The sequence below is a fragment of the Dellaglioa sp. CoH-56-MRSF-13 genome, assembly GCF_056782095.1.
The window spans coordinates 176128-197676 of the sequence record NZ_JBXAYC010000002.1 but is presented as its reverse complement, the minus strand read 5'-3'; the positions used below and the strand labels follow the sequence as shown (position 1 = coordinate 197676).

Genomic DNA, 21549 nt, shown 5'->3' with positions numbered 1-21549 from the left:
GAATTTTATTTTACCAACACCAGAAAGTGTACACCCTCAAAGTTTATAATTAACATTTTGTTGTTGGGTTACTATTGGTTTATAATAAAAAATAGATAAGGGGGTTATTCAATGAATAAACTATGGGTGACGTTTTCGCAAAAATTGTTAAGAGTTGATTTACGTTTTAAAAAAACTTTTGTTTATCAAGCAATTGAAAAAACATTTGCAATTATCTTACCGTTTATTATTATTGGAAGTTTTAGTATGGCGCTTAGTTCTAGCGTTTTATCAGAACAAGGGTTCTTTAATCAAGTATATAATATTTCATCATGGTTACCTTATGAAAAAATCATAACAAATATATTCGAAATTATTAATACAGTTACAATGAGTTTTATCGCAGTAATGACAGCTTTTTTGAGCGCAAAATACATGACTCGGTCCTTTAAAAAAGATGAACAAATTGCAGGATTCACTGGGGCAGTCGGGATGCTTATTTTGAATTATAATTTATCAAGTTTAAACCCTGATAGTGATCAGGGGACATTCTTGATTCAAGAGTTAGGTGTTAAAGGGATTTTTATCTCACTGATTTTGGGGGTCTTTGTAGGATATATCTTTAAATGGTTTTCACCTAAAAATAAGCAAGAAAAAGTAGATCAATATACATTTATTTCTCGTGGTTTAGAGAGTCTGTTGCCGATAGTGATAATATTGGGGATTTTAATTGGACTAGTCATGTTAGTTTCATTGGTTAATCAAATCGGTGTGAATGGTCTCTTATATTCTATGTTTAGATTAACAGAAGTTAAATCAAGGCATTTAATTATAACTATTTTATTTTTATCCTTTTTCAATACTGTTTTATCTGGTATAGGAATTTCTGGTTCTTTAGGAATTGCACAAGGCGGCTTAGATGATACTTCGGTTGTCAGTAACTTAAGTTATGCGTTAAAGCATGGCACGTCTTTTGGTGTACCTTTTCCTATCTCTATACATACAATTTATGACAGTTTTGGTAGCTTTGGTGGAACAGGAATGACCTTATCTTTAATTATAGCAATATTGATAATGTCTAAAAATAAAAATAGTCGTAAAATAGCAAAAATATCAATTATTCCAAGCTTTGTGAATATTAATTTTCCATTGATGTTTGGGTTACCAATTATTTTAAATCCTATTTTAATGGTTCCGTTTATCTTATCACCCATCGTTTCAATGTTGATTGGGTACTTCTGTATTTACTTTAAGTGGATACCTCCAGCAGTTTACAGCTTACCTGAAACGACTCCAGCACCATTAATGGCATTTTTAGGAACTGATGGGTATTGGAGTACATTAGTTGTATCAGGAATTGTGCTTATTATTACAGTTTTAATTTATATGCCGTTTGTAAAATTAAATAATAAGGCAATGAATATTGATGGAGGTAAGCTAAATGAAAAATAAACGGAAAATAGTTAAATACGTGTTTATTTGGATAGCTATCTTAGCTTGTTTTTTAGCTGTTATCGTACCGGCAAATACATGGAACACTAAAAAGGTCAAAACAAGCCGAATTATTCATAATTCAAAGTTAAATCCAGTTATTTTAATACCAGGAAGCAGTGCAAATCAAGATCGATTTGATGAATTGATTGATGTTTTAAATACTTCAACAAATCGAACGCATAGTTTGTTAAAGATAACGGTTCAGAAAACTGGAAAACTTAAAATTACTGGTAAAATAGCTAAACGAGATATGCAACCTTTCATAGTTGTTGGTTTTGAAGATAATTCGAATGGCTATAATAGTATAAAAAAACAAGCTAAATGGTTTGATATAGCGTTTACGTATCTTGCTGATAAATATAAATTTAATCAATTTAATGGTATCGGGCACTCTAACGGAGGTCTTATTTATACGACATTTTTAGAAGAATATTTTGATGATAAAGCGGCCTCAATTAATACGTTAATGACGATAGGTTCACCATATAATGGTGAAGAAACTAATCAGAGTACAAGAACACAGATGTTAGCGGATTTTGTAAAGAATCGAAAAAAAATTCCAACTAACTTAGTGTTGTACTCGATTGCTGGAACAGATAATTACAATAATGATGGAATTGTTCCATATCAAAGTGTTAATGCCGGAAAATATATTTATCAAAATCAAGCGAAATCCTATACAGAAATAACTGTCACAGGAAATGAATCGGAACATTCTGATTTACCACAAAATAAGCAAATTGTTGCTTTAATTGAACAGTATATTATTGCTTCCCAAAATTCTAAAAATAGTGGACCAGATGATAAGAAAATTTAGAGTAGTGCTTGATTATTATTGTGATGAACTATGTATAGTTGCACATTGTAAAAATAGTCTTAATGATCTTAAATATGTACAGTATATCAATTAAACAGACAATGTCGATGGCGAGTGTTGTATTTAATTATTGAAAGTAGTATAAAATATAGGCCTTTGTTAACTATTGCTGATCAATGATATTAAAAAAGTTCTAATCGCTAAGTGATTAGAACTTTTTTGTATGAATTTTAAGAGTATAAAGTGGTTTAGTTCAAAATTTATAAACATTTTGAAAGCTAATGCGCTATATAAAATGTATCTATGACAACAAATAAGTTGGGAAAAAATATTTAACTAGTTTGGGCGGGGTTTCATAATGATATGTCTAAAAAAACTGGCCAATTCCATAATGAATTAACATGGTTATTAAACCAATGATAATATTTCGTATAATGGCAACTTTAATTTTACCATCACCTAATTTGGAGCTAATAAAGGCAGTTAAAGCTACAGCTACTGAAACCGCAATAATTGTACCTATCATTTTCCAATTGTTTGGTAATATAATAATGGCAAGTAGTGGGAAAATACCACCTAAAGCTGCAGAGATTAGTGAGGAAAAAGCGGCATCCCAAGGGTTCATATAGTGTCCTAATTCGAGACCGTATTTAACATTAATAATCGTTTCTAGTGGCTTTTTTTGCATTAATTCTGTAGCAATTTCAAAAGAGGTTTCTTCAGAAACGCCCTTAGCCGTATAAAAATTTTGAACATCATGAATTTGATCAGTACGACTCGTAATCATACGCTGTTTTTCGACGGCAACAGCTGCTTTTTCGGTGTCACTTTGTGAACTGACAGAGGCATATTCGCCAGCTGCCATAGAAAATGCGCAAGCTATTAGATCAGTTAACCCAGCGATGAAAATAATGAAATTATCTGTTGTAGCTGCTGCAACACTGAACAGGACACCTACAACAGTTAAAATACCATCATTAGATCCTAGTATACCTGCACGAAGTGAATTAAGTTTTTCATCCATTGTTTTGTATTTTTTTTGTTTAATTTTGGTTTCAGATGTCATGAAATTAAGTGTCCTTTCCTAATGAGCAAATAAAGTACCAATAAAGTAAGTGACTAGCATTGTTAAAATACCAGAAATAATATTACGAATAACTGATTTTGTCCGATTTGAGTTACCCAAAGTTGCAGCACTAAATCCTGTGATAGCTAGTGCAATAATGACAGAAATAGATGTGGCAATGACCTTAAATTCAGCAGGGAATAAAGTAATTGCAAGTAGGGGCAGCAATGATCCAATCGGAAAAGAAATCATTGATGCAATCGCAGCCGCATAAGGATCCGTATAGACGTTAGGATCAAAGCCATATTTTTCACGTACAATAGTATCTAATGGGTTAGCCGACATCATTTCATCTGTAGCTTTTAATGCTAAGGATGAAGAAATACCTGTTTTAAAATATTTTTGATAAACATAATTATATTCCTTATCATAATTATGTTTTAGATTGTACTTGGAATTGGCAGTAGCAACTTCTTGCGAATCTTTTTGGGTACTTACAGAAACATATTCTCCCATAGCCATTGAGACAGTACCGGCAAGCATACCAGCAATACCTGAAATGAAAATAGAAAAATTATTGTTCGTAGCGCCAGCGACACCAATGACAATCCCAGCAACGGAAAGAATACCATCATTAGCTCCCATAACACTAGCTCTTAAAACATTTATTTTCTGAGATAAAGATAATTTTTTAGACATAACTCTCTCTCCTTTGTTATAATGATTCTAAATATATAATCATTATAAATCAATTCAATAGATAAAGTCCACATATTTTATGAAATATGAGATAATGAACAGAGTGAATTAAGAAAATGGGGGTCGTTAAATTGATCGATAAAAATCTTGACCAGGCTTTAGAAATTTTAAAAGAACGTGGCGTACGTATAACACCACAGCGTAAAATAATTCTTGAATATTTAGTAACGCAACATAACTACCCATCTGTTGAACAAATTTTTAACGGAATTAAAGATGGAAGCGTAGGGTTAGGCATAGCTACCGTTTATAATACGTTACAAATATTAGTTGCTCAAAAATTAGTGATAGAATTGTCTAATGGCGATGATGGTAAAATGCGCTACGATTATTTTGGTATTCCACATTATCATGCTATCTGTCTTAACTGTGGCAAAATAACAGATATATTTACAGAATTAACTTTTCATGAGGCAGAGCAAGAGGCGGAAAATAAAAGTGGTTATATAATTGAAAGTACACATGTCGAGACGTTTGGATATTGTCCAGAATGTCAAATAAAACTGGGTTTAACAGAAAATAAATAATATATATCAGTAGATAAAATAAGCTTTAAAAATATGGTTGGTAGTACCAATTTGTAGATAGTACCCATTTTACATAAAGGTTACAGCTGTACAAAATCAGATGTCACACCTTTAGTATAAATAATTAAAGAGTTATATTATTAAGTTTTTGCGTTATACAAACTAATATTTCCACAAAAAAAGCAGAACTTATAGTTCTGCTTTTTTTGTGGAAATATTTAAGTAAATGACCAAGGCACAAATTTCACACAGTAAGATTAAAATTGTCATTGGAACATAAGAATGATCCCCCATAATCCCAACGAATGGAGAAAGAATACTTCCAACTAGATTCATACCAACACCAAGTATGGCAGAAGCACTTCCTGCGTGTTGCCCTTGTTTCTGCATAGCTAATGAGAAGGCCGTTGTATTTACGATACCAACCATTGAAACAATTAAAAATAAACTGATGAGCACTAGTAATAACGAGTTACTAATAAATAATGAGGTCGTTAATAGTAGACTACCAAGTAAGGCAAGGTAAACACCTAATTTTAGACCAGTCTGTTCAGAAAAAGTATCTGAAATTCGTGAACTTAATTGAGACATTATAACGATACCTAAACCATTAATTGCATAGACTAAACTGAACATATTAGAGGATAGACCAAAAAGATTTTGTAAAACAAATGATGATCCAGAAATATAACAGAACATTGCACCTGAGATAAAGCCTTGAATTAGAGCATAACTCAAGAAAAATTTATCAAAAATTAAACTTTTAAGAATTTTTTTCGTTGAATCACCAGTATTTGATTGCGACTTCTCTGGCACAATCTGGTTAGTTTCTGGTAACGTCACTAATACAAGAAGAAATAAAAGAAAACCAATTACAGTTAAGATAACAAAGATACCGCGCCAAGATGTGAATTTTAGAATAAAACTGCCAAGTATGGGCGAAATAATCGGGAAAATTCCATTAACAGCCATTAAGAGCGAGAAAAAACTGGTTAATTTTTTTCCGGTGTATAGGTCTCTAGCAATTGCTCGAGAGATTACAAGACCAGCAGATCCCGCTAAACCTTGCAATAACCGGATAATAACCAAAATTGTTATATTCTGACTTGTTGCTGCGATGATAGAGGTAACAGCGAACAAGATGAGTCCCAAAAGTAATGGCTTTCTACGGCCAATTTTATCACTGTAGGGTCCAACTATTAATTGGCCAAGCGCCAATCCAAGTAAACAAGTCGTAATCGTCAACTGGGTAAGCGATGCAGTTGTATGTAAGTGTTGTTGAATAACTGGTAATGCTGGTAAATACATGTCCAATGATAATGGACCAAAAGCACTTAATGTTCCTAATAAGAAGGTTAAAAATAATTCATGTTTTTTAGGATTTTTAAAATAAGAAAAAACCAACAAATTCACGTCCTTTTAAATGATTAATAAATATACCATAGAATAAATATTAATAAGTTACAATAGTATTGTTAAAATTTTGGTCTATCAATATAAGTTGCTTAGGTTTATGCGTTAATCGATTTAACAATTCAGGTACTTCTAATGAAGATAAATGTGAATTGATTGGGAGACTATCTTTATTATTTTCCAATAAATCGGTCAGTGAATAGCTATTTTGGGTAGACAAATTAAAATCGCCTAACTTATTTTCTATATTTACCAAGATATATTTCTCAGGATGCCTTTTAATTCCTACAGAAGTAGCATCATTTAATGAAATCACTTCTGAATCAGGATAAAAATACGTCAATAATTGGGAGGTTGGCTTATCTAGTACGATTATTTTTTCTAACTTGTTAGCTACTGTCGCTAACTTATGAATTAAATAAAGATTTTCGTTGGCAACGTTAATAGCAGTTAATTCTTCGACTTTTAAAAGTTTAATGAGATGATCTAGAATCGTAATTTCAGTGTAGTAATTAGTATCTGTTGTGTCGACAGTATTTAAAATTAGAACATCTAAAGGTAGTCGGTTTAAGTCGTGAATCCATTTCTTCGTTCTCTTTTTATGAGGTCCAGCTAAGCGAGTATCACCAGCTAAGAAGGAGTACTTCTGCTTTTCATCTTCTACTAAAAAAGCTAATGAACCCGTGTGTACTGAATCTGATAAAAAACCAATCACTGTAAAATCTCCAATAGTTAGTGCGGTGTTAATCGGAATAATTTTGTAATTTAAGTGTGTTTCACTAATTTTACCTAGTAAGACAAATTGTTGTTTTAATTCAAATGCCTCTTTGGATAAATAGATAGGTAATTTTTGCATCATAGAAGATTCAAGAATTTTTTCATGGATATCTATTGAGAAGTATGAAAGAAAAAGAGCGTCTGCTTGTTCATTTAGTTGTGAATTAACGTTAAATTGAAAGATTGAATGTGAACTTTTAAATTGTGAACTACTATCAAATAAGTTGTTTACTATACTAATTTTGGTCATTATATTCCTCTCTTTCTAATTAGAACTATCATACCATGATGAACCTGAGTCGTCATGCTTGTCTAAAATAATCAGTGGTGTACAATGTAATTATTAAATAAGAAAGCTGGTAATTTCATGTATTTAAAAATAAGTGAAGACGCAAAAAGCAAGATTATGAAACTTATGGGTAATGATTCAGAAATCTTGCTTGATTTTGACGATGGTGTTGGTGCTTTATCAAATGAAGGAACATGTACGTTAGATTCAAGCTTTAGAATGTTAGTAATTGATGACCAGAACGATAGCAAGGCATATGATGGAACAATTGATTCAGATTTAGGTCCCATTAGAGTAAAAGGGTACAGCAAAACTTATATGGATGAGAACATGCAACTTGTCGTTAATGAACGATTCAACAGTTTAGCATTACATGGAGATAATTCAGGACTATTAACAGGTAATGTTAGCTTAGAAAGTCTTGTTAAAAACTAATAAAAAATCGTAAACAATAAAAATTGTTTACGATTTTTTTTAGTTTATTTTTTAATTTTTCTCTCATAACGTGTGTAGTAAAGGAAAGCAACTAGTCCAGAAAGGACAGGACCAGATATCATCCAGAGAGCATTACTTAATGTATCGCTGATAACAGTGAAAATAATTCCAAAGGCTAAAACTAACCAGACGACAATAGTAATAATATTTGTAAGTGTTCTATTCTTATAAACTTCAAAAGGTCGATTTAAGTCTTGACGTTTTTTAAAGAATGGAAATGCACCAATTAAAAATAGATAAGGTACAGAAGTTGAGATATTTCCCATTAACGTTAATTTTGAATAGAATAATGTTGAATTTGAACCTCCAAATGAAACAGCCATGATAATGACAATAACGACGGCAGCTTGAATCCACATTGCAAATTCAGGCATACTATGCTTATTTAATTTCGTCATTTTTGCTGGCCAGATATCCTTAGGTGTTCCAAGAATAAATGATTTGAGTGGTGAGTAAATCAAGACGAAGAATGCACCTGTATAAGCCATGAACATACTTAAACCAGTAATTCTAGCAAGTGTATGACCAAAAATTGTCGAAGCACTTGCGCTCATACCAAAGCTTTGACCTGCAAAATTACCTAAGTTTTCCATCAATATGTAAGAGATGTTACCTAAGTTGGCATTTTGACCACCAAGTTTACTCCAGTTTGTACTAACACCCCAGAAGAAGATTGAGATTGAGTAAGCAAAAAGAATTAATAAAGTGGAAATGATTAAACCCTTTGGAAAATTTTTCTTAGGATTTCTAATACTATCTGTAACACCACTAACTGATTCCATACCACCGTATGCAAAGATGGCAAAAACAATAAATGAAATTAGGGCGATAGGTGATTGATAGCTAGGATTTCTAGAAGTTATAATACTTGTCATACCATGCCATGGTTCTTGGAGTGCACCATGATTAACAATTAAAATAACAATACTTAATAGTAAAAAGATAGCATTTAAACCTAAAATAGCAATACCACCAACTGAAGAAATCTTGGCAATACTACTGATACCTCGACTAGCGACAAAGGTAACTAGCACAATCCAAAGAATTGCAAGAATACCGATAGTTTGTGTTGAAGATAGGCCAAAGATAGCCCAAGATTGTGTTTGATCACTTCCAGAAAAAATTGTTGAAAGTGGAATCCAAACTTTAGATGCAATTGATACCATCCAGACAATCCATGCAAAAAGCCAAATAAATGTTCCTGTGAAAGCAAGTTTGGGGCCAATTGATTCAGCTAACCAAGAATAAATGCCACCTTTTGATTCATTTAAAGCTGAACCATATTCTGCAAACATCAAAGCAGTTGGTAAGAAAAAGAAGAATGCTGCTAAAACGTACCAGATAATACTAGCGTAACCCATTTGAATAAAGGCGACGGGAGTATTTGCAAATCCAAAAATAGTTGTAAAAATCATTAAAATGAAACTTGTTAGGGAAATTTTCTTTTGTTTGTCCATAAGACTTTTGTAATTCCTTTCGGTTTCTTATATTTATAAGTTTTGGTCAGTTTTAAAATTTAATGGTGATAGGTCAGTTGATAATGTAATTAGCTGACTAATTAAGGCCTTAACCTTGATTTCAGCAGCTTCAGTAATTTTTAGATTTTCTTCAGTTAAAAAATCTGTTAGGTCTGTACCACTTTTAGAAATTGCCTCTGTTTGAATCCGTTTTACGGAGGCATTGAATTGGATAATTAAATCTTTTTGGAGATCTTTCAGTAATGAGCTAAATTCTAAGTAATGTGAATCAACCAAAATACCTAATTGTTTATATAACCAGTAAGCAGATTTGTCATCATATACATCGGTACCAATTTTATAATTCTCCGGTGTATCCGTAATACCAGCAAAGAAAGGTACATAAGCACTTTGAGCCGTAACACCCATTGATAGCCAATGGATACCACCAATTTCAAAAGGTAAATCAGGTCTAATTTGTAAAATATGAGACTCTTGTGTTTTTGCTAAACTAATGGGTCTGAATTTATGTTTATCACTGATTGAACCAGTTCCAATCGGATCATATTGAGTTCCTTGGAAATGTGAGCCAAGAATTTGTTCTAAATCTTCACGTTGAATTAAATGATCAGCCTGACGAATGAACGGTAAATTCATACTCATAGGATCTTGTGAAGCAACTGATGGTGTTAAAAGTAATTGGCCATACCAAACTCTTGGTGTGCTGTAAATGGCATCAGATTGATCATGAGTTCCAAAGATATCTCTAAAATTAAATGAATCTTTTTGGTTATTTAAATGATTATCAGAAACAAATTTCTGAATACCAGAACTAAACATAAAATTAGCGGAATCAGTAAAGTTAATTTCTTGAATAGCTAGTTGGTTGGCAACAACTGCATAAGAATCATCCGGAATACGTTGCGCAACCCAATGGTGACCGGTTGCAATTTCCATATACCAAACATCTTTTTGATCAGAGAACAAGACACCATTTGTTTCACTTGAACCGTATTTTTCTACTAATGATCCAAGGTAACTAACACCTTCTTTTGCGGAGTGAATATAGGGAAGAGTAATTGTTACAATTGCTTCCTCACCAATTCCGTTTTCAGTTAGTAAGGGATCGTAACTGAGAACCCGGCTATTAGCGTATGCACTTTCAGTAGCGCTCATAGCCACACCATATTCATTAAAGCCATCTTCTTCAAAAACACCAAATTTTGGTGTCCATTCAGGAGTAGCTGAATATTTACCACGAATTTTTGGTAATGGCATTTTAAAGTGATTATCTGGTGATTCAAATAAAGGTGATTGTTCAAATTCTGTATGAGCATGAATAACAAAATGTTTTGGCCATGCTGTTTTTGCATCTTCATTACGGCCAATAAAAGTCGACCCATCTGCAGTTGCTTTAGAACCAGCTAAAACACTTGTACATGCTGAAAAATTAAAAGGGTCTGTCGTCATGGATATTTCTCCTCCCAGTAAATAAATTTAGATATTACCATTTTATCATTTAATTGCTATTTTTAAACGCCATTTGTAAATAAATATTCGTATTTAACCGGTTACGCTGTATAAGGTTAGTTTAATAGAAATTTAAAATGAGAGATTACTCATTTTATTAATATTATTGTTTAATAAAAGGTAAAATGAAAAGAGTCACATATAATAGGAGGGAGATTTATGAAGTTATCAATTTCTGATAAAAATAAACGACTAGTTATAATTGTATTTTCGGGATTATTAATTGCATTATCCCTTAATTTCTTTCTGATTCCAGGAAATATTTTTGGAGCTGGTGCCAATGGTATTGCCCAATTACTTTCTGCTATTTTTTATGATCTATTTCATATTAAAATTGGTACTGGATATCTAATTATGTTAATAAATATTCCAATTGGTATATTAGGCTGGTATAAAGTAGGACGTTCATTTACATATTATAGTGTACTGACCGTCGCTTCTTCATCTCTCTTTACGGTAATTTTACCCGTTCATCAATTATCAACTAATCCATTAATGGCAGCATTATTTGGTGGTGTAATAAGTGGTATTGGGGTTGGATTAGCATTAAAATTTGGTTTTTCAACTGGTGGGATGGATATCATCGCACTTGTTCTAGCTAAAACGACAGGTAAAACAGTCGGTTCATTAATGTTATCAACAAATATGATTATTATTTTAACGGCTGGATTTTATTTCAGTTGGGAAAGTGCTTTGTATACAATTATTTCTAATTATGCTATGTCTAGAGTTGTCGACGACATCCATACATCGCATCAAAAGTTAACAGCATTTATTGTTACAAAAGAAGCAGATTTAGTTGTTGGAGCGCTCCAAAAATCATTAATTCGTGGAATTACAGTTATTGACTCAAAGGGCGCTTTCTCAAATGAAGAAAGTAAAGTTTTGATGTTAGTTATTACACGTTATGAATTATATAATTTAAAAATGACAATTAGTGATGTTGATCCAAATGCATTTATGAACTTAGTTAATACCGCTGATATTGAAGGCAATTTCCTAAACTCAGACCAACAAGAATTATTAAGAAAAGGGCAATCAACTAAATAAAAAGGAGATTCGTTATGCCAATTATAAATATTGATTTAATTGAAGGTCGTTCACAAGAACAACTTAAAAATTTAGTTAAAGATGTGACTGAAGCTGTTTCAAAAAATACTGGTGCACCTACAGAGCATATCCATGTAATTTTAAATGAAATGCGTAAAGATCGTTATAGTGTCGGTGGTATTCTAAAAAGCGACGAAAAATAAATATCATTAAATATGACTTCTGGTATATTCCAGAAGTCATTTTTTATAAAAAAATAACAGACCATTACTGATCTGTTACTAATTAACGATTATTTAGCTAAATTTAAATAATTTTTTAAGTAATGAGCAAGCCCATTTTCTTGGTTATTTAAAGAGGTAACATCATTGGCTAGACCTCTAATTTCAGAAGTACCATTTTTCATTGCCACACCCCAGCCAGCATATGAAAGCATTTCTTTATCATTACTTTCATCACCAAAAGCAACGATATCTTTTTGAGAGATACCATAGTAATCTGCTAGATAAGAAACACCAATTGCTTTTTGAATCCCTTTTGAAACAACTTCTAGAACAGGTTTTGGTCCGCCCCAAGTGTTGACTTCGATAACATCACCATATTTTTCAAGTAGTCTAGATGTAATTAATTGTTTTTTATCTTGATCGACAAACATCGTAATTGATGTCGGATCATGTTGTAAATTTTGTTTATTAAGAATTTGATTTGATCTTAAAACTTGTGGGAAAAAGCCTTTCACTAGCTGACTTGCATTGTCAGCCAATAACATATTTTTTCCTTCGGCTGCTAACATGTTAATACCTAATTCTTTTCTAGCGTTAAGAATATCAAAAACAATATCTCGATTAATTGTATATTCGTATGATTTATCCCAATTTTTATGTGGAATATGTGCCAGGGCACCATTAAAATTAATCATTGGAGTTGTTAACCCTAATGAATCATAAATTTGTTTTGAGATACGATATGGGCGTCCCGTTACAATACTGACAATGTGTCCTTCAGCTGTTGCTTGAGTAAGTACTTTTTTTGTTGTTGAACTAACTTCTGCATTATTATTTAAAGTTGTGCCATCTAAATCAATTGTAATTAACTTTTTGTTCATCGTTATTGTTCCTCCATCAACTTAACTTATGTGTAGTAAGATTTACAGTTTTTTATCTTAGTTAGTTCAGGATAGCATTTGAGTATGCAGTATTCAAACGTATTTAACCTTTTTTTATCTATTGTTATAAAATCGTATCTTTAATTTAATCCGGCTTCATAGTAACTTTGGCGCCGTATAACATTATTTTTTAGAAAAAGTAAAGAGTTCAGTAACATTAAAACAATAGATTGCAATGCTAAAATAGAAACGATAAACTAGTAATATTAGCTATTCAAGAGAGGATTAATCCTATGAGTGAAAGACGAAGTGCAGAAATAATTAAGCAAGATATTTTGACACATTTAGAAAAAGTGATGGATCCTGAATTGGATATGGATATTATTAATTTAGGTTTAGTATATGAGATTGAATTAGACAATGACAATAATTGTAATGTACAAATGACTTTAACCACTATGGGTTGCCCGTTAACAGGTGTTCTATCTGATTTAGTCGAAGATGCGTTAAAGCCAGTGCTAGAAATAAAAAAAGTAACTGTACAATTTATATGGAGTCCAGCCTGGTCAATTGAACGTATGTCTAGGTATGCAAAAATGGCACTCGGTGTCCATTAAAAGTTAGGGGGAAATTAAATTGATGATGCGAAGAAGATACATATTTATAGTAGCTATCTTACTACTTACATTCTTTACCACATTTTTATTTTTTAAGATGCAGGAAAAAGATTTAATCACAAAATTAGATAATCATAATCTATCTAAAAATGCATATGTTCTTAAAACAAAAGAACAAAATTTAGATAAATATAATACAACGTTAGCAAAATCAGAAAAAATTTCTGATTTTCAAATTCATTATCAAGTAAAAAACAAAAAAAATATTTCTTATTTTTATGCGAAGGGTAGTTATGATAAGCCACCAATGGTTTCTGGAACTTTTTTCTCAAATAATGATTTTTTATCTGAAGTTCCGGTAGCAGTAGTTGGTCGAAATATTGAAAAAAAATTATACTCGCCATTTCATCAGCAGTATTATAAATTAAATGGGCAATACGTTTCTGTCATCGGTATTATGGGTGATAAATACAATTCTGAGTTGGATAATCAAATTTTTATTGCAATGTCAACTGCAGACATAAGTAAATTGAAGGCAAATAATACAAATATTATTCTTGATTCAAAGCATGTCGTGACTAAGAATGTGTTAACGACCGAATTAACTAATACAACAGTTTCCAAACAGGTTAATGATAATTTAATTTTAACTAATAACTCATGGATTAGTCGACATTGGCAACAAGCGGTGGGCTTAATGGCTGTTATTGCTAGTGTTATGGTCGCAACTTATATTTGGATTGTTGGTGTTAGTAAACAAATTCGTAATCAGAAATTTATCAAACAATCAAAAAAAGTTATTATTTGGAATAACTTGCTAATTTACATGGGATCATTCTTAGTTGGTGGCTTAATAGGAACTGCGATTGGTCAGTCACAATTTTCGATTAAAACAAATATGATAGCTCTGTATGAGTTCGAAGGTACTCTATTTATCGTTGCTTCCGTTGTTTTCTACTTTGTTATCCGTAGAAGAGTTAATAAACGTAATAATTAATAAAAACGCCAAATCAGTTAGATTCATTATCTAACTGATTTGGCGTTTTTTATGTAAACATGATTATATTTGATTTTTAAAATTTTGTAACTCAGGTGATAAAATCATTCTAATTTTTGTTAAATCACTTAAATTTTTGGTGCCAAGTAACAGCATAAGCATGTTAATTTTTGATTGATAATCTGATATGGTATTTGTTAGCGCATCTTGACCTTGTTTATTGAGAATGTGTAAGAATGCACCAGAGATACCAACACTTTTAGCGCCTAAAGCGAGACATTTAACAATATCTAATGGGGTACGAATACCACCAGAGGCAAAAATTGTTAAGCCTGTTTGCAGAGATTTTGTATCAATGAGACTTTCAGCTGTAGTTAAGCCCCAATCCTCTAGAAAGGAGAAATCTTTAGCATGTCTACGTTCGTTTTCAATCATGGCAAAATTTGTGCCGCCACGACCAGAAATATCAACATAACGTACACCAATATCAGCTAATTGTTGAACCGTTTTATGAGACATCCCAAAACCAACTTCTTTAACAATAATGGGTACTTCAAGCTTATTTACGATTGTTTCAATATTCTTCAACCAATAAAACTCACGTTCACCTTCTGGCATAATAATTTCTTGAGCGGCATTAATATGAATTTGTAGGGCGTTTGCTTCAATCATATCAACGGCTCTTTTTGACTGATCTAGTGTTGCATTGGCGCTTAAATTAGAAAAAATGAGACCATTTGGATTCTTTTCACGAAGTATTTTAAATGTATGAGCCTTAGAAGGGTCTTTTAAGGCGATACTTTGAGAACCTGTCGCGATTGGTGTATTTGTGATAGCTGCAACTTCGGCTAATTGTTGATTTAAAATACCCGTTTGTTCACTGCCACCAGTCATAGCATTAATATAAAAGGGCGATTGAAACGAGAAATTTGGAAGCTCAACGCTAGATTGAATATCATTAATAGAAAGTTCAGGTAAATTTGAAGGAATAAGCTTGATCTCATTCAATTGATTTTTTGATTCCGTATTGAATAATTTTTCGGCGATAAATACGTGTTCATCTTTTCTGTGACTTTGAATTAAATTATCGTCTTTAATCATAAAAAACTCCTTATCCTATAAGGTCACTTTGATATCCAAAGGTTGAATATCATTTTGTGCCCAATCTTTAAATAATTCAGTACGATTTGTTTCAGAGGTTGCTAATGCAATACCGCAATCACCACCGCCAGCACCTGATGTTTTTGCGGCAGCATGTTGGGATTCTGATAAATTACAAAGGGAAGTTAATGATTCGGTTTCAATTATTACCTGACTAGCATCGGCTAATTGTTGTAAAATCATTCGATTATTTGTAATTTCTTGTTGAATAATGATGGAATTGTTTAATTTAAAGCCATCAATCATTGCAGTGACACATTTTTTTGAATCTTCTAAAAATTCAGAGTAAGTCTTTTTTTGTTTTGCTTTAAAAAGGGCCATCTTATCAACAAAAATGGAAGTTGAAGCTGGAGAGCCAGTCCAACCGATTAATAATTCTAAATCTTTAGGTTGCGGTAGGCGTTGGACAGAAAGCATAGGCCAATCCATAGATAAAAGTTCGGTTAGTGGCGTACCTTGTCTCATAATTTTTAACCATTCTCGATCAAATGAATAATAAGCAATCCATCCGCCATAAACACTAGCGGCAATATCTCCGAGTGAACCATTTCCTTGAACATCTAGGTGAGCCATTGCTGATAATTTAAATAGAGCGTTATCCGTTAATTTTAAATTATAAAATTGTGAAACGGCACGAACGGTTGCTACGGTAACCGCAGCAGAACTGCCCAAACCATATTTTTTACCATCAGTACTATCTAAATCACTATCAATATTGACATGATAATTAACCATCTGTTTTCCGATGGATTGTGCATATAATTCGGTTAAATGAATCGCCGATAATATGTAGTGAAAGGGGTTATCTCGATTATCAAAAATAATTTTTGTCCCTTGACGATACCAAGATAAAGAATTTTCTTGGTATTGTTTAGATGAAATACTACCTGTTTCTTTACTCTTTTTAATTGTTACAGTTACAAACTGATCAATAGCAACAATAATTGCTGGTGATCCAGGTTCAACAATTGCGTATTCTCCTGCAATATAAAGTTTTCCTGGTGCTTTAGCGGTGATCAAATAGCTCAATTCCTTTCAATATGGATAACACTAAATAAGTGTCGCTCCAGGTCCAGGCTTGGCAACCAAAAGATTTTTTGCACCAAAAAGTGGACTTAATTTATTTAAAATATAAGGTGTTTCAGTTTTGGAACAAATTATTTTAACATTTGGACCAGCATCCATTGTGAAGTAACAGGTAATACCTTCTTGACGCAAGTCACGAATAGCATCCATAGCACGTATGCTGTCAGGATTAAAATAAGTAAAGCTGGGATTAGCGCTTAAAGTTGTTGCGTGCATTTTCATTGCATTATTTTCAGCAATTTGACCAACTTTTTCGAGGTTTTTCTCTATAATAGCCTTTTTCATATCAATTAAATCACGTTCAGAAGATTTAACCCATTCATTGTAGAAAGGTGATGTGTCCACGGAATGTTGCATTCCAGAACGAGAATCAATCGCTTTTTCATGACTATTAATCATAATAGCAATCATTTGAAGATCCCAATCAATCGTTTCTTCAATCGGTATAGCAAAGGAGTCTTCATCATTGTGACCTTTTTCCCATTCAACTAGGCCACCAAAAATAGAGCGACTAGCTGAACCAGAACCACGACGTGCTAATCGTGATAAATCGCGTTTATTTAAATTTAAACCAATTGCTTGACTAGCAGCAAGCGCAAGTGCAGCATATGCGCTCGCTGATGACGCAAGTCCTGCTGAAGTTGGAACGTGATTTATTGATTCTACTTTAGCGTAAATATTTTTTTGTGCTTGATTACGAACAATATCTAAAAAGGCTGATACTTTGTTATCCTTTTTTTGTTTAGAATTTAGAAAGAAGGTATCTTCAGTTAGCGTATCGTCAAAAGTTACCGTAGTATCGGTATAAAAATGATCTAACGTTAAGGATAGGCTATTGTTGTAAGGAATAATTAAATCTTTATTTTGTTTACCCCAGTATTTAATGAGTGCAATATTAGTATGGGCGCGAGCTGAAATTTTATTTTTCAATATGTTGTGACTCCTTTTTAAGGGGTTGAATCCAAGTTGCAATGGCACCATTACGATTTAAGAGATGGCTTAGATTTAAAGCTTCTTCGGGTGTTTTAACTAGGGCTATCATACAGCCACCGCCACCACCACCGGTAAGTTTGGCACCTAAAGCGCCATTTTCTAGACTTGTTTTGACAAGTGCATCTAATTTGGGATGACTAACACCTAAAGATTTTAGTAAATGATGAGCCCTAGATAATGTGTGTCCTAAACTTATAGCATCATCTGTCGCAATTTGTGCCTTAGCCATACTTGTTAATTGACCAAGTTCGGAAATTATTTTTTCAGTAACGTCAGGACTTGATAAGACGCGATCACGAACTTGACCAACAGTTAAACCCGTTTGGCCCTTGATTCCCGTATCAGCAATCACTAAGGTTGCCTCTATGTTTAATGGGACAGGGTAAGCCTCTTGGTGCTTAATGAACCAAATGGGATCGCGGCTACTGGTTGTTGCGGCATCGATACCACTTGGAGAACCATGTGTGGTTGTTTCAGCGATATTGGCAATAAGTAGAAGTTCATCGCGTTCGATTTTCGTATCAAAAAAAGCGTACAAACTTCGAATTATGGCAATAACTGTGGCAGCGGAAGAACCCATCCCTCGTTCAGATGGGATGTCACTTTCAATCGTTAATTTAAATGATTGATGTCGTTTATTCAATGATTTTAAAATGTACTGGATAACTTGCTTAATGCCACGCATATTCATGGGAACATTTTTCAGTTCACCACTATAAAAACGACTTGTGATCCATTGTTTATCTGCCATTGCTTCCGTTAAAACTGATATTTTAACATTTGGTAAAGGGAGGGCAATAGCGGGTTGGCTATAAACAACAGAGTGTTCGCCGATTAATATAATTTTAGCATGGCTAGTACCAAGAAATTTTGCTTCTGTATTATCTGACAAATTGTTCAAAAAAAGAGTCCTCTCTAGATGAATTTACTTCCATTATCATACCTTAAAATTGTCGTTATAGCTATAATGGACTGGATGAACTTTGAGAATTTATAATGATTTAGTTTTTGGCATATGATTCTTTAATCAATATGGTAAAATAAACATAAATGCGTTAACTTAAAAAGACTGGTGATAAACTTCAATGAATAAAAATACGATTTATGCTGTAGTGGATATTGAAACGACGGGAACAAATCTTAAAAGTGGCGATCGAATGATCCAATTTGGTTGCGTTTTAGTTCAAAAAAATCAAATAATAAATTCTTTCTCGTTTGATATTAATCCTGGTATGGCAATTCCGAAAGTTATTACAGAATTAACAGGGATTACAAACCGTCAAATCAGAAAGGCTGCCTATTTTGAAGACGTCGCCGCAACGATTTACGCGATTCTCCAAGATACAGTTTTTGTTGCGCATAATATTAACTTTGATTTGCCATTTATCAATAGTGAGTTAGAAAGAGTTGGCTATCCTGCATTATCAATAAAAGGTGTCGATACTGTACAGCTTAGTCAAATCTTATTGCCAACAGCACCCAGTTTTAAATTAAAAGATCTGAGTCGATATTTGAATCTGACTCACGAAAATCCGCATCATGCCGATAGTGATGCCCATGTGACAGCTGAGTTATTTATCTTCTTATTAACTCGACTAGAAACGATTCCAAGAGAAACCTTATTTGAAATAAATCGTTTAAGTTCATTTTTATTAAGAAATACAAATGAATTATTTTCTGATGCGTACAGTGATAAAAATAGAAGACAGGAAAGACTACCAGATCATCTATACATTGTTGGAGGGATTGTCCTTCAACGTAGGAAACAAGATACATTTAATTTAACGAATTATGTTTATCCTGAAGCAGAAGTAGATAAGAAAAAAATATTTGAAAAACAATTAAGTTGGCGACCTGAACAAGCAAAGATGATGGACCTTATTTCTGAACATTTAAAAAGTGGAAATCGAACATTAATTATTGAGGCTCCTACAGGAATCGGTAAAACATTAGGTTATTTAATTCCAGCAGCTTATCATGCTCAAAATCGCAAACAAATTGTGATTAGTAGTGCGACAACATTACTTCAAACCCAGTTGATGAATCAGGCATTACCGTTACTTAACAAATTATTGCCTTTTCAAACAGCTGCAGTAAATTTGAAGGGCAGTAACCATTATATAAATTTAGCGGCGTTTAAAAAAGAATTAACACAAAAAGAAACCTCTGGACAGATAGCTTTAATGAAAATACGTATCTTAGTATGGCTGACAATGACTAAAACTGGTGAACTTGATGAATTAAAACTTTCAAGTTATCAAAATCCCATTTTTAATCAAATTGAACATCAAGGGGTTGGGAGTTTAGTATTAACTGATCAATTTTTTGAAGTTGACTTTATTAATACGTTATATAAACAAGTTGAATCGTCAGCAATTATTTTTACAAATCATGCTTTTTTAATGAAGCATCCTGGTTTATTTAACTCAGATCGTACAAAACTTGCGCCTGAATTAATTGTAGATGAAGCACAGCATCTTGCTGATGTTGCTCTACAGTCAAATAAAGGACGCATTCGATTCTGGAAAATTATTAATATGTGTGATTCATTATTGACTAGCATACAAAGTTCACAAAAATTTTCTTTTAATGACTTAATGGCAATTAATTTCTTAACAGCTAGTGAAAACAATCAATTATTAACAGAAATTAGGAAATTACGGGAATCAGTTGAGTTACTCATCAGACAATTTTCAAGAGAATATGGTCGACAAATTAGTAGGAATTCAGCAGCAAAAAATGAAACGACCGGAAAAGCAATTATTTTAAAATCAACTGAGCTAATTGGATTGATTAATCGAAATAAAATTATGCTTGAATCTGTTTTAAAAGTGATAACTGTTTTAAAAAGAGATGATGCCATTTTACGAGATCGTTATATCGCTGCAAAAAGCCAACAAAATATCGGCCAAGATGAGCAACAGCTTTTGAATCGTGTTCATAACTTTTTTAAGCAATTATTTGCAGAAACTGAGGGCTGGACTATATTTGAACAAAATCAAGACAAGCTAAATGAAAAGGTGCTTTGGTTAAGTTTTCCGATTAACGGACAAACAGACAAAATGCAATTTGAATTTAGTTTATCAGATGCAACTCATTTTCTTTCTGAAGTAATTTATCGGCACTTTAATCACCTGACGTTTACTGGGGCGACTTTGTTACTACCAGGTAATCCTGATTACATTATTGATCAGCTAGATATACAAGATGATAATTACAAAATCAAAAAATTAGGGAGTCCTTTTGATTATAGTAACCAAGCTAAATTGTATGTAGCAAGTGATGCTTTTGATGTTCGATCATCAAAAGAGCTTTATGAATCTTACTTGGCTGATTCAGTTTATGAGATTATAAAATCACAACGTAAACAAACGTTAATTTTATTTAATTCGCTTGATACGATAGCAAATGTTTATGGGTTATTAACAAAAAGAGGGTTACATCTTGATCGTGAACTTTTAGTTCAGGGTGTTACAGGACGGCCTGAAAAATTAAAAAAACGATTTTTATTAGGTAAAGACGCTATTTTAATGGGTACTGGTAGTTTCTGGGAAGGCGTTGACTTACCAAATGATAGATTAGAACTTTTAATTGTGACGCGGTTACCATTTGAGTCTCCAGAGTCGTTAAATGTAAAGGCGAAAGAAAAAGAGTTTGAAGGTCAAGGTAGGGATGTATTCAGTGAGTATTCACTGCCTAGAGCAACAATGAAGCTTAAACAAGGGTTTGGACGCTTAATTCGGACGTCAACCGATAAAGGGGCAATGATTGCATTGGACAATCGATTGATAAATCAAAGTTATGGTAAAAAAATGATTGAAGTATTGCCGGATGAATTACAACTTATAAATGAACCATTGGCAGATATTATTATTGATTTAAAGACGTTTTTATCTAATTCTGATAGTTAATCAGAATTAGATAATGTCTGTTATAA

At 32.7% G+C, this 21549-nt stretch carries 20 protein-coding genes; 9 read left to right on the top strand and 11 right to left on the bottom strand.

Annotated features, from left to right (window positions below; all coding sequences use genetic code 11):
- Positions 1-111 precede the first annotated feature (111 nt).
- Positions 112-1431 (top strand): PTS transporter subunit EIIC, encoded by a 1320-nt coding sequence (locus tag AC1RP1_RS02740; protein ID WP_481761272.1) that lies wholly within the window; start codon positions 112-114, stop codon positions 1429-1431.
- The gene (locus AC1RP1_RS02735) at positions 1421-2290 is read left to right on the top strand and encodes an alpha/beta hydrolase (RefSeq protein WP_481761273.1); all 870 of its coding nucleotides are present in this window, start codon (positions 1421-1423) and stop codon (positions 2288-2290) included. Before AC1RP1_RS02740 ends, AC1RP1_RS02735 begins: the two co-directional genes overlap by 11 nt.
- A gap of 367 nt (positions 2291-2657) precedes the next feature.
- Here AC1RP1_RS02735 and AC1RP1_RS02730 read toward each other — a convergent pair whose 3' ends face one another.
- Positions 2658-3356, bottom strand: a complete 699-nt coding sequence (locus AC1RP1_RS02730; protein WP_481761274.1) for a VIT1/CCC1 transporter family protein — start codon at positions 3354-3356, stop codon at positions 2658-2660.
- An 18-nt stretch (positions 3357-3374) separates the two neighbouring features.
- Positions 3375-4055 carry a VIT1/CCC1 transporter family protein gene (locus AC1RP1_RS02725; protein WP_481761275.1) on the bottom strand — a complete coding sequence of 227 codons (681 nt, stop codon included), beginning with the start codon at positions 4053-4055 and terminating at the stop codon, positions 3375-3377.
- Positions 4056-4186: 131 nt separating this feature from the next.
- Between AC1RP1_RS02725 and AC1RP1_RS02720 the strand changes: the two genes are divergently transcribed.
- Positions 4187-4642 (top strand): Fur family transcriptional regulator, encoded by a 456-nt coding sequence (locus AC1RP1_RS02720; RefSeq protein WP_481761276.1) that lies wholly within the window; start codon positions 4187-4189, stop codon positions 4640-4642.
- Positions 4643-4831: 189 nt separating this feature from the next.
- Here the strand turns inward: AC1RP1_RS02720 and AC1RP1_RS02715 are convergent, their stop codons facing one another.
- On the bottom strand, positions 4832-6046 hold the full coding sequence (locus AC1RP1_RS02715) for a multidrug effflux MFS transporter (protein WP_481761277.1): 1215 nt from the start codon (positions 6044-6046) through the stop codon (positions 4832-4834).
- Positions 6047-6095: 49 nt separating this feature from the next.
- A complete protein-coding gene (locus AC1RP1_RS02710; protein ID WP_481761278.1) occupies positions 6096-7082 on the bottom strand; it encodes an MBL fold metallo-hydrolase in 987 nt (328 codons plus the stop codon).
- Between the two features lie 117 nt (positions 7083-7199).
- Between AC1RP1_RS02710 and AC1RP1_RS02705 the strand changes: the two genes are divergently transcribed.
- Positions 7200-7556 carry an iron-sulfur cluster biosynthesis family protein gene (locus tag AC1RP1_RS02705; RefSeq protein WP_481761279.1) on the top strand — a complete coding sequence of 119 codons (357 nt, stop codon included), beginning with the start codon at positions 7200-7202 and terminating at the stop codon, positions 7554-7556.
- A 44-nt stretch (positions 7557-7600) separates the two neighbouring features.
- Here AC1RP1_RS02705 and yjeM read toward each other — a convergent pair whose 3' ends face one another.
- Both yjeM and AC1RP1_RS02695 read right to left on the bottom strand, forming a co-directional pair.
- On the bottom strand, positions 7601-9073 hold the full coding sequence (gene yjeM, locus AC1RP1_RS02700; protein WP_481761280.1) for a glutamate/gamma-aminobutyrate family transporter YjeM: 1473 nt from the start codon (positions 9071-9073) through the stop codon (positions 7601-7603).
- Between the two features lie 33 nt (positions 9074-9106).
- Positions 9107-10543 carry a C69 family dipeptidase gene (locus AC1RP1_RS02695; protein WP_481761281.1) on the bottom strand — a complete coding sequence of 479 codons (1437 nt, stop codon included), beginning with the start codon at positions 10541-10543 and terminating at the stop codon, positions 9107-9109.
- A gap of 219 nt (positions 10544-10762) precedes the next feature.
- On the opposite strand from AC1RP1_RS02695, the gene AC1RP1_RS02690 reads away from it, so the two are divergent.
- Together AC1RP1_RS02690 and AC1RP1_RS02685 are read left to right on the top strand one after the other, a co-directional pair.
- Positions 10763-11653, top strand: a complete 891-nt coding sequence (locus AC1RP1_RS02690) for a YitT family protein (protein ID WP_409022584.1) — start codon at positions 10763-10765, stop codon at positions 11651-11653.
- A gap of 14 nt (positions 11654-11667) precedes the next feature.
- On the top strand, positions 11668-11856 hold the full coding sequence (locus tag AC1RP1_RS02685; RefSeq protein WP_481761282.1) for a 2-hydroxymuconate tautomerase: 189 nt from the start codon (positions 11668-11670) through the stop codon (positions 11854-11856).
- A gap of 89 nt (positions 11857-11945) precedes the next feature.
- Here the strand turns inward: AC1RP1_RS02685 and AC1RP1_RS02680 are convergent, their stop codons facing one another.
- Positions 11946-12758, bottom strand: a complete 813-nt coding sequence (locus tag AC1RP1_RS02680; protein ID WP_409022582.1) for a Cof-type HAD-IIB family hydrolase — start codon at positions 12756-12758, stop codon at positions 11946-11948.
- Positions 12759-13051: 293 nt separating this feature from the next.
- On the opposite strand from AC1RP1_RS02680, the gene AC1RP1_RS02675 reads away from it, so the two are divergent.
- Both AC1RP1_RS02675 and AC1RP1_RS02670 read left to right on the top strand, forming a co-directional pair.
- Entirely contained in the window at positions 13052-13375 is a 324-nt protein-coding gene (locus AC1RP1_RS02675) for a metal-sulfur cluster assembly factor (RefSeq protein WP_481761283.1), read from the top strand.
- 97 nt (positions 13376-13472) lie between these two features.
- A complete protein-coding gene (locus AC1RP1_RS02670) occupies positions 13473-14372 on the top strand; it encodes an ABC transporter permease (RefSeq protein ID WP_481762648.1) in 900 nt (299 codons plus the stop codon).
- Positions 14373-14435: 63 nt separating this feature from the next.
- Here the strand turns inward: AC1RP1_RS02670 and fni are convergent, their stop codons facing one another.
- From fni to mvk, 4 genes are read right to left on the bottom strand one after another with little or no spacing between them, the layout of a single operon-like run.
- Positions 14436-15473, bottom strand: coding sequence for a type 2 isopentenyl-diphosphate Delta-isomerase (gene fni / locus AC1RP1_RS02665; RefSeq protein ID WP_481761285.1), 1038 nt, complete (start codon positions 15471-15473; stop codon positions 14436-14438).
- A gap of 15 nt (positions 15474-15488) precedes the next feature.
- A complete protein-coding gene (locus tag AC1RP1_RS02660) occupies positions 15489-16553 on the bottom strand; it encodes a phosphomevalonate kinase (RefSeq protein ID WP_481761406.1) in 1065 nt (354 codons plus the stop codon).
- A gap of 30 nt (positions 16554-16583) precedes the next feature.
- Complete coding sequence (mvaD, locus tag AC1RP1_RS02655; protein ID WP_481761286.1) at positions 16584-17549, bottom strand: diphosphomevalonate decarboxylase; 966 nt, start codon at positions 17547-17549, stop codon at positions 16584-16586.
- Positions 17539-18504, bottom strand: coding sequence for a mevalonate kinase (gene mvk, locus AC1RP1_RS02650; RefSeq protein ID WP_481761287.1), 966 nt, complete (start codon positions 18502-18504; stop codon positions 17539-17541). The genes mvaD and mvk overlap by 11 nt, the downstream gene beginning before the upstream one ends.
- A 193-nt stretch (positions 18505-18697) precedes the next feature.
- Here mvk and AC1RP1_RS02645 point away from each other — a divergent pair, with 193 nt between their 5' ends.
- Positions 18698-21523 carry a helicase C-terminal domain-containing protein gene (locus AC1RP1_RS02645; RefSeq protein WP_481761288.1) on the top strand — a complete coding sequence of 942 codons (2826 nt, stop codon included), beginning with the start codon at positions 18698-18700 and terminating at the stop codon, positions 21521-21523.
- Positions 21524-21549: the final 26 nt, after the last annotated feature.